8 protein-coding genes and 2 tRNA genes are annotated in these 13,386 nt (G+C 64.9%); 2 read left to right on the top strand and 8 right to left on the bottom strand.

Features of this window, described 5'->3' with window-relative positions; genetic code table 11:
- Window positions 1–64 precede the first annotated feature (64 nt).
- From AWR35_RS00805 to prlC, 5 genes are all read right to left on the bottom strand, one after another.
- Entirely contained in the window at window positions 65–1,729 is a 1,665-nt protein-coding gene (locus tag AWR35_RS00805; RefSeq protein WP_058574059.1) for a BCCT family transporter, read from the bottom strand.
- Window positions 1,730–1,787: 58 nt separating this feature from the next.
- Window positions 1,788–2,204, bottom strand: a complete 417-nt coding sequence (locus AWR35_RS00800) for a universal stress protein (protein ID WP_058574058.1) — start codon at window positions 2,202–2,204, stop codon at window positions 1,788–1,790.
- A 279-nt stretch (window positions 2,205–2,483) separates the two neighbouring features.
- The gene (locus tag AWR35_RS00795) at window positions 2,484–3,215 is read right to left on the bottom strand and encodes a methyltransferase domain-containing protein (protein ID WP_058574057.1); all 732 of its coding nucleotides are present in this window, start codon (window positions 3,213–3,215) and stop codon (window positions 2,484–2,486) included.
- Window positions 3,205–4,284: an AI-2E family transporter gene (locus AWR35_RS00790; RefSeq protein ID WP_058574056.1), complete on the bottom strand. Its 1,080-nt coding sequence runs from the start codon at window positions 4,282–4,284 to the stop codon at window positions 3,205–3,207. Before AWR35_RS00790 ends, AWR35_RS00795 begins: the two co-directional genes overlap by 11 nt.
- Window positions 4,281–6,341 (bottom strand): oligopeptidase A, encoded by a 2,061-nt coding sequence (prlC, locus tag AWR35_RS00785; protein ID WP_058574055.1) that lies wholly within the window; start codon window positions 6,339–6,341, stop codon window positions 4,281–4,283. The genes AWR35_RS00790 and prlC overlap by 4 nt, the downstream gene beginning before the upstream one ends.
- Window positions 6,342–6,554: 213 nt before the next feature.
- On the opposite strand from prlC, the gene AWR35_RS00780 reads away from it, so the two are divergent.
- Both AWR35_RS00780 and AWR35_RS00775 read left to right on the top strand, forming a co-directional pair.
- Complete coding sequence (locus tag AWR35_RS00780; protein ID WP_058574054.1) at window positions 6,555–7,661, top strand: efflux RND transporter periplasmic adaptor subunit; 1,107 nt, start codon at window positions 6,555–6,557, stop codon at window positions 7,659–7,661.
- Window positions 7,661–10,801: an efflux RND transporter permease subunit gene (locus AWR35_RS00775; protein WP_058574053.1), complete on the top strand. Its 3,141-nt coding sequence runs from the start codon at window positions 7,661–7,663 to the stop codon at window positions 10,799–10,801. The genes AWR35_RS00780 and AWR35_RS00775 overlap by 1 nt, the downstream gene beginning before the upstream one ends.
- Before the next feature lie 52 nt (window positions 10,802–10,853).
- Here the strand turns inward: AWR35_RS00775 and AWR35_RS00770 are convergent.
- The 3 genes from AWR35_RS00770 to metG form a co-directional block, all read right to left on the bottom strand.
- Window positions 10,854–10,930 (bottom strand) — tRNA-Met (locus AWR35_RS00770).
- 123 nt (window positions 10,931–11,053) lie between these two features.
- Window positions 11,054–11,130 (bottom strand) — tRNA-Met (locus AWR35_RS00765).
- A gap of 105 nt (window positions 11,131–11,235) precedes the next feature.
- Window positions 11,236–13,365 carry a methionine--tRNA ligase gene (metG, locus tag AWR35_RS00760; RefSeq protein WP_282096944.1) on the bottom strand — a complete coding sequence of 710 codons (2,130 nt, stop codon included), beginning with the start codon at window positions 13,363–13,365 and terminating at the stop codon, window positions 11,236–11,238.
- Window positions 13,366–13,386: the final 21 nt, after the last annotated feature.

Genomic DNA, 13,386 nt, shown 5'->3' with positions numbered 1-13,386 from the left:
GCCCCGCCAAATGGCGGGGCTTTCTCGTTCTGCCTGCGCGTGTCACCGCAGGCTGTCCGCGGCGTTATTTCGACCGCGGTTCGCTCATCAGTCCCTTGACGATGGCATAGCAGCCCACCAGCAGGACGAAGGTGAACGGCAGGCCGGCTGCCACCGCAGCGGACTGCAGTGCGGCGAGACCGCCGCCGACAAGCAGCGCGATAGCGATGGCGCCCTCGATCACACCCCAGAAGACACGCTGCGGTTTCGGCGCGTCGATCTTGCCGCCGGCGGTGATCGTGTCGATAACCAGCGAACCGGAGTCCGAGGAGGTCACGAAGAACACGATGACCAGCACGATGCCGACGAACGAGGTGATCTCGGCGAGCGGCAGCTGGCTGAGCATTTCGAACAGCTTGACCGGCAGGTCGGCGTTCTGAACGCCCTCGAAACCGGCTTGCGCCTGCTTGATCGCCGTCGTGCCGAACGCGGTCATCCAGAGGACCGAAATGGTCGACGGCACCAGCAGTACGGCGGTCAGGAACTCGCGTACAGAGCGGCCACGGGAAACCCGGGCGATGAACATGCCGACGAACGGCGACCAGCTGATCCACCAGGCCCAGTAGAACGTCGTCCAGCCCTGGCTGAAGTTCGCGTCCTCGCGGCCGAACGGATTGGAGAGGAACGGCAGTTCGGCGAAGTACGAACCGAGGTTCTTGAAGAAGCCGGTCGCGATCAGAAGCGTCGGGCCGACGAAGATCACGAACATCAGCAGCAGGAACGCCAGCACCATGTTGATCTCGGACAGGCGCTTAACGCCCTTGTCCACACCGGCCACGATCGAGACGATCGCGACGGCCGTGATGCCGGTGATAAGCAGTACCAGCGTGGTGTCCCCGCCGGGGATGTCGAACAGGTAGCTCAGGCCGGCAGATGCCTGCTGAGCACCGATACCGAGCGACGTCGCCAGACCGAACAGCGTCGCGAATACCGCCAGGATGTCGACGATGTGGCCCGGCCAGCCCCAGATGCGCTCGCCCAGGATCGGGTAGAACATGGAGCGTACCGTCAGCGGCAGGCCCTTGTTGTAGGCAAAGATGGCCAGCGAGAGCGCGACGATGGCGTAGATCGCCCAGGGGTGCAGACCCCAGTGGAAGATGGTGGCCGCCATGCCAAGGCTCATGGCTGCACCCTCGTCACCGGCCGCAGCACCCAGCGGTGCCCAGTCGGTACGTGCGCCGTCTTCACCGACACTGATGCCGCCCAGGGATGTCCCGTAGTGCGACATCGGTTCGGATACGCCATAGAACATCAGGCCGATGCCCATACCCGCGGCAAACAGCATCGAGAACCAGCCCAGATAGCTGAAATCGGGCTTGGCGTTGGCCCCGCCGATGCGCACCTTGCCCAACGGTGTGACGATCAGCACCAGGCAGAGCAGCACAAAAATGTTGGCTGCGCCCAGGATGAACCAGGTCATGTTGTTGTTGATCCAGTCCTTCGCGGCACCGAACCAGTCGGTCGATTGGTCGGGCAGTGCGAGCGTGAGGATCACGAATGCCAGGATCACCAGGGACGAGAAGGCGAACACCGCACCGTGGATGTCGATGTTCACGCCCATCGGCGCGGCCTGGTAGTTGTCCTGACCGATCTGGTAGTCCGTATTGATCAGGTTGGCAGCACCCTCCGGCGCCGGGACGCCAACGGACTCTTCATGGTTGTCCGGGGAATTGTCGGGTTTGTTGTCCACGATATTCTCTCCGTTCGTTGGTTCTGGTTAGCGGAAAACGGGTCGTATTGGCCTTGATCTACGGACGGACCAGGAAGACCGATACGTCGGTGTGAGCGGCGACCTTGCTGCCGTTGGCCGGCATGATCGCGTCGATGTGATGGGGCAGGTGGGTGCCCATCACCACGAGATCCGCTTCGACTTCCCCGATCGCCTTGACCAGGATGTCATCCAGATCCGTGACCGGATCGTGACTGTTGTAGACGCGCGCGCTCGGCTCCTGGCCGTTGTCGGGCGCGTGTTCGTGGGCGAACGCCTTGAGCTTCTGCTCGTATTCTTCCGGGGTCCGCGCCACCGAGCTCGGCTGAGAGGTGGTCACGCCGACGTAGCAGAGTGCGGCGTGATAGTGCTTCGCCATGTCGGCGGCGACGGTCAACGGTTTTTCCAGCGCCTCGAGATGGGCGAGGTCCACCGGCACCATTATCTTCTTGTACATGCAGTTGGCTCCTCTATGAATCGATTGCATGAACGAAATCGGCCGGATCTTCTTAATGCCGCTGTAATGCATCCACCCTGGACACATTTCAGACCGAATGGAGTATAGGCACCAAAATCGCTGATTGTGCGGACGAATGGCAGCGGCTGTCGTCGTCCAGCCTAACGTGATTGTCAAATCCCCAGCCGGGCGTGCCGAATAATGCGCCGTCTATCGGATACGGTTCGCGAGGCCCGTGCCGAAAAGCGGCCGGGTGATTATCGAAGGGAAATGGCCGGATTAATCGACCGCGTTGTCGGGCGACGGGCCCGCCGTGTCCACGGTCTCGAGTTGCCACAGGCGCTGGCCGCTTGCGTGGTATTTGCGTTCGAACAGGGTCAGGGGACCGCCCTGCGGCTCGAGCGGGCGCAACTGCGCCTCGCGGCCATGGAAGGCCAGTGCGATCGCCATCTCCTCGAGATAGATGCGCCAATTGCTGCGCGACTCGATGTGACCGCCGAGGGCGACGAAATCCGGAAAGACCGGATGGGCATGAAAGCGCCGCTTGAGGTGGCGGGCCTTGGGTTCGGGGTTGGGGTAGAGGAGGTAGTGCCGTGACAGTCGCCAGCCCGCCTGACGGGCCAGACGCCAGAAATCGAGCAGGTCGGCTCGTACCAGGATGCAGTTGGTCGGGGTCTCGGAGCGTTGGCGTGACAGACGGTCGGCGGAGCGGTCCACGCCGACCACCAGGTGATCCGGGTAGCGGCGCGCCAGTTCCCGCGAGCTGTCACCGGTACCGCAGCCGGAGTCGAGGATCAGCGGCAGACCGGCCTCGATGACGCGCCGGTTCACGAGCTCGAATGCTTCGCGGTTGTAGTCGGCGATCGGCTTGTCGAAGCGCCCTTGTGCATGGCGGGCAACCCGCTCGCGCAGCGAGTCGTGCGGGCCGGTCTGGCTGGAGGTCACCGGTCGCGAATTGCCCTCGACTGGCGGCTCATGGCCGGACTGTCCTGCGTCGTTTCTAGCCGTCATGCCGCGCCGAACGGTCCGAAGGCAGGCGGCGCACCCGGTCGCTCAGAAGAATGCCGGCCCAGCGGGTCTGGGGACTCGAGTCGAGCGCCAGTTTCGCGATCATGGTCAGCGGCACGGCCAGCAGCATGCCGATGGGGCCGAACACCCAGCCCCATACCAATAACGAGATCAGCACGATCACGGGTGACAGGCCCAGCGTTCGACCCAGCAGCCGGGGTTCGAGGATGCTGCCGATACTGATGTTGACCACCAGGTACAGTGCGCCGACGAACAGGATGTCGATCGGCGAGCCGCCGACGACCGTGACCAGCAGTGCCGGGATGGCGGCGATGAACGAACCGATGGTGGGGATGAAATTGAGCAGGCCGGCGACGATGCCCCACAGGATCGCGAAATCGATGTCGAGCCAGCTCAGCCCCACACCGACGAGCAGACCGGTCAGCACGCTCGCGCCAGTCTTGATCAGGAGATAGCGGTAGACCGAACGCAGGAATCGACGCGTGCGCACCCGGGCGCGCCGACGGCCCGGAAACGCCGCCTCGAGCTTCTCGGCCAGCGTCCGCTCCTCAAGCAGCAGGAACATGAAGGCGAGCAGCACCAGCAGGGTGCTGGCCGTGAACTGTCCCAGTCCGGTGGCGATTCCCGTGGCCGTCCCGGTAATCGTACTGGTCTGCGGCAGGGGTAACCGCTCCGGCAGAAGCTCCGGCGGTGCACCACGCTCGGCCAGCATCGCGCGCAGTTGTTCCAGCCAGCCCGCAAGCTTGGCCTGGTAGGCCGGGGCCTGATTGGCAAGGCTTTCGGCCGCGCCCTGCAGTGCCAGGAACAGCAGGAAGAAGGCCAGGCCCACCAGCAGGAACAGCAACAGGATCGAGATGATCCCGGGCACGCCGCGGCGTTGCATCCACGCAAGCGGCGGGGCGCTGATGATCGCCAGGAAGGCGGCAAGCAGGAAGGGCGTGACGATGTGGCTGACCGTCTGCAGCCCGGCAAGCAGGATGAATACCGCCGCCCCGCCGACCAGCCAGTGCAGCGCCCCCGCTTTCTGCGGTCGATCGGCAACCAGGCTCACGCGCGGGGTCCCGTCGATTCGGTGATCCCGTGCTGGCGCAACAACGGCTCGATGCTCGGCTCACGTCCACGGAAGGCCTTGAACAGCGCCATGGGGTCCTCGCTGCCACCTCGCTCGAGGATGTGGACCAGGAAGTCGGCACCGGTGCGCTCGTTGAACACGCCGTCCTCCTCGAAACGGGACCAGGCGTCGGCCGACAGCACCTCGGCCCACTTGTAACTGTAGTAGCCGGCGGCATACCCCCCGGCGAAAATATGGGCAAAACCGTGCTGGAAGCGGTTATAGGCGGGCGGCTGGATCACCGCCACCGAGCGACGCACTTCGTCGAGCGTTTCCTGGATGCGAGCGCCGGTGGCCGGGTCGTAGTCCTGGTGCAGCAACAGATCGAACAACGAGAATTCCAGTTGACGGACCATCTGCATGCCGGCCTGGAACTGGCGGGAGGCACGCAGTCGCTCGAACAGTTCCTGCGGCAGCGGCGCTCCCGTCTCGTGGTGGCGAGCGAACAAGTCAAGCGCCTCGCGCTCCCAGCACCAGTTCTCGAGGAACTGGCTGGGCAGCTCGACCGCGTCCCAGGCCACCCCGCTGATGCCGGCGACACTCGCGGCCTCGACCTGGGTCAGCAGGTGATGCAGGCCGTGGCCGAACTCGTGGAACAGGGTGGTGACCTCGTCGTGGGTCAGCAGCGAGGGCTTGCCGCCGACCGGCGGGGTGAAGTTGCAGGTCAGGAACGCGGCCGGTTGCTGGATCTGTCCGTCAGGCAATCGCCGGCGCTGGATCGCCCCGGCCATCCAGGCGCCGCCGCGCTTGTGGGGGCGGGCATAGAGGTCGAGATAGAAACGCCCGCGCGGACGGCCGTCCCGGTCCTCGATCTCGAAGAAACGCACGTCGTCGTGCCATGTGGTCACATCGCTGCGTTCGCGGACCCGGATGCCGAACAGGCGCCCGACCACTGCGAACAGGCCGTCGACCACCCGGTCGGCAGGAAAGTAGGGCTTGAGCTGTTCCTGCGAGATGGCGAAACGCGCTTCACGCAGCTTCTCGGCGTAGAAGGCGACATCCCAAGGCTGCAGGGAGTCCGGGCCGCCCGACTCGCGGGCGAAGGCCTCGAGCTCACCCAGCTCCTGTCGGGCCCGCGGTTCGGCCTGTTCGGCCAGATCCTGCAGAAAGGTCAGCACCTCGGCCGGATCGGTAGCCATTTTGGTCGCCAGCGAGCGCTGGGCGTAGTTGTCGAACCCGAGCAGCTGGGCGAGTTCGTGACGGATCGCCAGGATGCGGTCCATCACCGGGCCGTTGTCCCATTCGCCGGCGTGCGGACCGACGTCCGATGCGCGGGTGACGAATGCCTCGTAAACCGTTTCACGTAACGAGCGATCCTCGGCGTGGGTCATCACCGCGATGAAACTCGGCATCTCGAGCGTTACACGCCAGCCGGCCTGGCCGTCACGCTCGGCGGCGGCACGGAACATGGCTCGTGCCGAGTCGGGCAGGCCGGCCAGTCGGTCTTCGTCGTCGATATCCAGCGACCAGGCGTTGGTGGCATCGAGCAGGTTGTTCGCAAAGCGGGTGGTCAGTTGCGACAACTCGCTCTTGAGCGTCTTGTAGCGCGCCTTTTCCGCCGCCGGCAGATCGACACCCGCAAGGCGGAAATCGCGCAGGGCGTTCTCCACCACCCGGCGCTGCTCGATCGATAACGTGTCGAAATCGTCGCGTTCGCTGACGGCCCGATATGCGGCGAACAGTGCCTCGTTCTGGCCCAGCTCGGTGGCGTAGTCCGACAGCTTGGGCAGGCACGCCTCGTAGGCCTTGCGCAGTTCCGGTGTGTTGACCACCGCGTTCAGATGGCTCACCGGTGACCAGGCCCGATCAAGGCGGTCTTCGAGGGCCTCCATCGGGGCGACGAAATTGTCCCAGCTGTAGGGGGCCCCTTGTTCGAGGCGTTCGGCGATCGCCTGCCGATTCTCTTCGAGTATGTGATCGATCGCCGGCTCGATGTGCGCCGGCTCGATGCGATCAAAGGCGGGCAGGTCGGGGGTGTCGAGCAGGGGGTTGGACATTCTCGGCTCTCGGTGCGATGGGTATGGGGTTCTGAACGCGCGTGGCGCACGCTCACGCGGCCCCGCAGGTTAGCATTTTTTGCCCGAACGACTCGCGCGCGAGTGGCGCGAGCGGCAGTCGCTGGACTAGGCTTGATCCGTTTGAACACATGTTGGGTCGCGGGTTGGCGGACATTGCGCCAACCCTTGGCTCCGCTCCAGCCACGACGGACCGTGATCGAGATCATGAACCTGAACTTCACCCCGCTTGCCGGCCGGTTTTGCACGTTTCTACTGGGCGTCTCGCTTTTTGGCGCCGTGCCGGCAACGGCGGCCAACCCGCCCCAGGTGGTCGTGGAGGCGGCCGAAGCGACCGAGATCGTCGAGGTGGTGAATCTCGACGGGACGGTCAGGAGCCTGCACGAGGCCGAGCTTTCGGTACAGATCGGTGGGCTGGTAGAGGCGGTATTCGTCGATACGGGCGATCAGGTGGTCGCGGGAACACCGTTGCTCGAGCTGGACGCGGAGCTCGAACGTCTCTCGCTCGAGGAGCTGGAGGCGCAACGTCGGGAAGCGGCGGTGAGCCGGCGCGAGGCCGAACGCCGGTTGCGGGAAGCCCGCTCGGTGGGTGCCGGCCGTCATATCGCCGAGACCGAGGTGCAATCCCGGGCGGCTGCCCTTGCCGAAGCCGAGGCGCGCGAATCGCGGTTGTCCGCGGCAACGGCACGCGGCAAGGCCCGTGTGGATCGCCTGCGTGTCGATGCGCCGTTCGATGGCGCGATCGTGGCCCGGCACGCGGAGCGCGGCGAATGGGTCAGTCCCGGCGATGCCCTGTTCGAGCTGGTGGATCTGGATGCTGTTCGTCTGGATTTTCCGGTGCCGCAACGCTTCCATGACCTGCTGGGGGCGCACTCGCGTCTCGAGTACCGCCCGGACGGTGGCAATACCGAGGCATGGCGGCAGGCGAGGGTGGCAACGGTGGTACCCGTGACGGATCCCACCAATCGGACCTTTCTCTTGCGAGCCGACCCGCAGACCGACCAACGGCTCTTGCCGGGCATGGCCGTGGAAGGACGGTTGCGGTTGCCGACCGGCCGCCAGGGCCTGACGGTGGCCCGCGATGCCATCCAGCGTTATCCCGACGGGCGAACCACGGTCTGGGTTGTCACGGGCGACGGGCAGGACACCGTGATCGAGCGGCCCGTGACGCTGGCCGGTGGGTTTGATGAACAGGTCATCGTCACTCACGGCATCGAGGCCGGCGCGGCCGTGGTGGTCAAGGGCAACGAGTCGTTGACCGACGGCATGAGGGTGCGTGTTGCCGACGGGGAGCGGCGCTGATGTTTGCCGCGATCGCGCGCCACGGAACACTCGTGGCGGTCATCACGCTGATTCTCGCGATCCTGGGAGCGGTCGCTGCGCTGCGTATCCCGGTACAGATGATTCCCGATCTCGACGTGCGCACCATCACGGTCGAGACCCGTTGGCCCGGTGCCACCCCGCAGGACATCGAGAAAGAGATCCTGATCGAGCAGGAACGCTACCTGCGCACCATCCCGGCACTGGCCGAACTCAATGCCACGGCCTCCAGTGACCGGGCGGAGATCGAGCTCGAATTCCCCTACGGCACCGACATCACCGAGGCGCTGATCGAGGTCAACAACGCCCTGAGCCAGGTGCCCGATTACCCGCGCAACGTCGACGAGCCCCGCATCGCCGCGACCTCCTTCTCGTCGAATGCCTTCATGTATTTCCGGGTCTCGACACTGCCGGACAATCCGCGCGGGCTGGACATCGACCTGATGCGCGATTTCGTCAACGACGAGGTGCGCCCACGCATGGAAGGGGTGCCGGGAGTCTCGGAGGTAACGCTTCGCGGTGGCACCGAACGGCAGATGCAGATCCACGTCGACGAGCGTCGCCTGGGCCGGCGTGACCTGACACTGCTCGACCTGCGTGATGCGATCCGTGCCCGCAACCAGGACATATCGGGCGGCGAGGTCGATGCCGGCAAGCGTCGCTACCTGCTGCGCACCGTGGGACGTTTCGCCTCGGCCGAGGAGCTGGAACGCCTGGTGATCAGCCGCCGTGGCGACAGCGTGATTCGCCTTGGTGACGTGGCTCGCGTTGAGCAGGGCGGGGCACGGCAGCGCTCACTGGCGTTCGTCAACGGCGAGAAGGTGATCGGCCTGCAGGTGCGTCGCGAGAGCGGTTCGAACGTGATCGAGATCAAGCGCGGCATGCTCGCCGAGGTGGAGCGCATCAACGCGGAGATTCTCGAACCGGCCGGGATGCAGCTCGAACTGAATACCGACGATGCCCGTTACGTCGAGGCCTCGATCCAGAACGTGTGGACGAATCTCGGCATCGGTGCAGCCTTCGCGACCCTCGTGATGTACCTGTTTCTGCGCTCCGGTCGGGCGACCTTGATCGGGGTGGTGGGTATCCCGTTGTGCGCGATCGCGGCATTCCTCGGGCTGCTGATCACCGGGCGCACCATCAACGTGATCTCGCTGGCCGGTGTTGCCTTCGCAATCGGCATGACGGTCGACAACACCATCGTGGTGCTGGAGAACATCGAACGTCTGCGTCGGCGCGGCATGGAGCGTTTCGAGGCGGCCGTAGAGGGCGTGCGGGAGGTCTGGCCGGCCGTGCTCGCCTCCTCGGCCACCACGGTGCTGGTGTTCCTGCCGATCCTGTTCATCCAGGAGGAGGCGGGGCAGCTGTATTCGGACGTCGCGATCGCGATCGGCTCGGCGATCATCGCCTCGATGCTGGTGGCGATCACGCTCGTTCCCACGCTCGGGGCGCGCCTGGCGTTCGGTCGACCGTCACGGGCGTACGCGGATGATCCGCGCTGGCATCGAGGGGTCCAGTCGATGATCCGCGCCATGATCTGCCGGCCGCGGCGCCGGATCGTCACCATGGTCGCGGTGCTCGGGGCCAGTGTCGCGATCGTGCTGCTGCTTACTCCTCCTGCCGAGTACCTGCCGGAAGGCGAGGAGCCCAAGACATTCGCTGCCATGAGCGCGCCGCCGGGGTACAGCCTTGACGAGATGCGTGGCATTGCCGAACAGGTCCAGGCGCACCTGCTGCCGGCCCTCGATGCCGACCCGGCGGCTTTTCAGCCGGGCGAGGGGGCGGTTCCGCCGATCAAGCTGATGGTGATGCTCGTCAGTCCGACTCGGCTGCTGGTGATTTCGGAGACGGTCGAGCCCGATCACATCGAGGCCCTGATGGCGGAGATCACGCGTTTCTACGAAACGTTCCCCGGCATGCGTGCCTTTGCCGCGAAGGGGTCGATCATCTCCAGCAACGATGGCGGCACGCGCAGCATCAGTCTCGACATCGCGGGGGCGGACCTGGCCGATATCTACGCGGTCGCGCGGCGAGCCTACCAGCGCGCGGAGACCATCTTTGACCAGCCGCGCATCCAGACCCGCCCTTCGACGCTGGAACTGGCCCAGCCTCTGGTGGAAATACGCCCCGACTGGGACCGCGCCGCCGAACTGGGACTGGGCCTCGAGGCGATCGGCTTTTCCGTCTCGGCATTGACCGAGGGCGCCTACGTCGACGATTTCTTCCTCGACGACGACAAGATCGACATCTACCTCTATGGCTCGGAGGGGCGCGAGCCGCGCCTGGCGCGCCTGGACGAGATCCTGATCAAGAGCCCCAAGGGGGCGAGCCTGCCGTTATCGACCGTGGCCGATATCGAGACCACGGTCGACACCAGCATCGTGCGGCGCGTCGACGGCAAGCGCATGGTCACGCTCGACATCATTCCACCCGAGTCGGTCGCGCTGGAGACGGGCGTGGCTCGTGTGCGAGAGGAACTGGTTGGCGAGATGCGGGCGGCCGGCGAGATTCCTTCCGGGGTATCCCTGTCTTTGTCCGGGGCCAGCGATCAGCTCGATGCCACGCGCGAGGCGTTGGCGGGCAATTTCGTGATCGCGCTTGCCATTATCTACTTGCTGCTGGTCGCCATCTTCACCCACTGGCGCTATCCGCTTCTGATCATGACGGCGATTCCGCTCGGTATCGCCGGCGGCATCGCGGGCCTGGCATTGATGAATCTGGTGGGCACGCTGTTGCCATTGGTCGGGCTGCCGGCGATCAGTCAGCCGTTCGACATGATCACCATGCTGGGCTTCCTGATCCTGATGGGGACGGTCGTCAACAACCCGATCCTGTTGGTGGAACAGGCGCGTCGGAGCTTCGCCGAGAAGGGTGAGGCGGTCGCCGCGGTGATGGATGCCGTATCGGTACGGCTACGTCCGATCGTGATGACGACGCTCACCACGCTCAGCGGCCTGTCGCCTCTGGTACTGATCCCCGGGGAGGGCACCGAGCTTTATCGGGGCGTTGGTGTGATCGTCATGTTCGGCCTGCTGGGCGCCACCGTCGTGACCCTGACCTTCCTGCCCGCACTGACCGCGACAGTGCTCGCCGTGGTCAGGCGGCGGGCGTCGTCCGGTTGATGCGCGCACAAAAAAGCCCCGAGGCATCGCCCCGGGGCTTTCTTTTTCGATCTGGTTGCGGGAGCAGGATTCGAACCTGCGACCTTCGGGTTATGAGCCCGACGAGCTACCGGACTGCTCCATCCCGCGTCTGGTATGGCGCGCATTGTACGCAGCGGCGGTTGCCTGTCAAGGGATATCGTCGCGGATGTCGTGACAACAACGGACCCGAAAAACAAAAGGCCCCGGCGGTTGCCGGGGCCTTTATCGATCTGGTTGCGGGAGCAGGATTCGAACCTGCGACCTTCGGGTTATGAGCCCGACGAGCTACCGGACTGCTCCATCCCGCGTCTGGTATGAAGCGCATTATACACGGATGGCACCGTTTGTCATCCCCTCACGGAGACCGAAACCGCGAAAGAAAGCGATTTCGGCCCGCTCGACGGCAGACGTCGTTATTTAACGCGCGTACCGGGTGTCGCGCCCTCGTCGGGCGATAGGATGTGCAGATCCGAGCCACCCGAGCCGGCTGCCAGGACCATGCCCTCGGAGACGCCGAACTTCATCTTGCGCGGCGCGAGGTTAGCGACCATCACGGTGTGTCGACCCACCAAGGAGGCCGGGTCGTAGGCAGCCTTGATGCCGGCGAACACCTGGCGCGGACGCTCCTCGCCGATGTCCAGCGACAGGCGCAGCAGCTTGTCCGCCCCCTCGACGTGATCGGCCTCGAGGATCCTGGCGATACGCAGGTCGACGGCGCCGAACTGCTTGATGTCGATGGTCTCGGCGATCGGCTCGATCTCGCGCTTTTCTGCTTTTTCCTGCGGGGCCTTCTTCTGCGCGGCGTTACCACCCGCCTTGGTCTTGGCCTCGTCGGCCGCGTCCTGCTTGGCCGCTTCGAGCAGCGACTCGAGCGAGGATTCCTCGATGCGTTGCATCATCGGCTTGAACTTGTTGATCGGGTGATCGAGCAGCGGCTGATCCAGTCCCTGCCAGGTCAGCGCCTCCACGTTCAGGAAGTCGGCGGCCTTCGCGGCGAGTTTGGGCAGCACGGGCGAGAGGTAGGTCATCAGCACGGCGAAGGCGTTGATGCCGTCGGTGCAGATGTTTTGCACCTCGTCACGGGTGGCCTCGTCCTTGGCCAGCACCCACGGCTTGCGCTCGTCGATGTACTGGTTGGCCCGGTCGGCCAGCGCCATGATCTCGCGCATCGCGGCCGAGTATTCGCGGCGCTCGTAGCGCTCGGCGATGCCGGCGGCCGCATCGGTCATTTCGCGATGCAGTTCCGGACGCTCGAGCGCGGAGGCGAGTTTGCCGTCGAAGTGCTTCTTGATGAAGCCCGCGCAGCGGCTGGCGATGTTGACGACCTTGCCAACCAAGTCCGCGTTCACGCGATAGCGGAAGTCCTCGAGGTTGAGGTCGATGTCGTCGATGCCTGAGCCGAGCTTGGCGGCGAAGTAGTAGCGCAGTGCTTCGGGGTCAAGGTGCTCGAGGTAGGTCTTGGCCTTGATGAAGGTGCCGCGCGACTTGCTCATCTTCTCGCCGTTAAGGGTGAGGAACCCGTGGGCGTGGATGGCATCGGGGGTGCGCATGCCGGCGCCCATCAGCGTGGCGGGCCAGAACAGCGTGTGGAAGTAGGCGATGTCCTTGCCGATGAAGTGCACCAGTTCGGTGTCGGCATCCTTGCCCCAGAATTCGTCGAAGTCCAGGCCTTCGCGGCGGGCCAGCTCGATGAACGAGCCAATGTAGCCGATGGGGGCATCCAGCCAGACATAGAAGAACTTGCCGGGCGCGCCGGGGATCTCGAAGCCGAAGTAGGGCGCATCCCGGGAGATGTCCCACGACTGCAGACCGGACTCGAACCACTCGTTGAGCTTCGCCTTGATCGACGGCTGCACCTGGGCCTCGTCGAGCCAGGTCTGGAGGCGGTCGCCGATCTTGGGCAGGTCGAAGAAGTAATGCTCGGAGTCACGCTCGACCGGCGTGGTTCCGGAGAGGACCGACTTCGGGTTCTTGAGCTCGGTCGGCGAATAGGTCGCGCCGCAGGCCTCGCAGTTGTCGCCGTACTGGTCGTCGGTGCCGCACTTGGGGCAGGTGCCCTTGATGAAGCGGTCCGGCAGGAACATCTGCTCGGTCTCGTCGAAGGCCTGCTTGATGGTCTTGCGACTGATCAGCCCGGCGGCATCCAGCTTGCCGAAGATTTCCTCGGCCATACGGCGGTTGTCGTCGGTGTGCGTGCTGCCGAAGTTGTCGAAGCCGATGCCGAACCCCTGGAAGTCCGCTTCGTGGAGTCGATGGATCTTGGCGATCAGCTCCTCGGGCGTGATGCCTTCCTGCTTGGCGCGCAACATGATGGGCGTGCCGTGGGTGTCGTCGGCGCAGACATAGCGGCAGTCGTTGCCGAACAGGTTCTGCGCGCGCACCCAGATGTCCGTCTGGATGGTCTCGATGACGTGGCCGAGATGCAGTGGACCGTTGGCATAGGGCAGGGCGGAGGTGACGAGAATCCGGCGTTGGTTGTCCATGCGGTTCCGAGTTTCGTTGAACGTTGTGACTGGCCGGGAGACTAGGGCCGCGAGCGGCAGTGCATCCCGGGGGCGGCATTG

It is taken from the genome of Guyparkeria sp. WRN-7 (assembly GCF_001641825.1).
GTDB lineage: Bacteria > Pseudomonadota > Gammaproteobacteria > Halothiobacillales > Halothiobacillaceae > Guyparkeria.
This window is presented reverse-complemented; position numbering and strand designations above follow the sequence as displayed.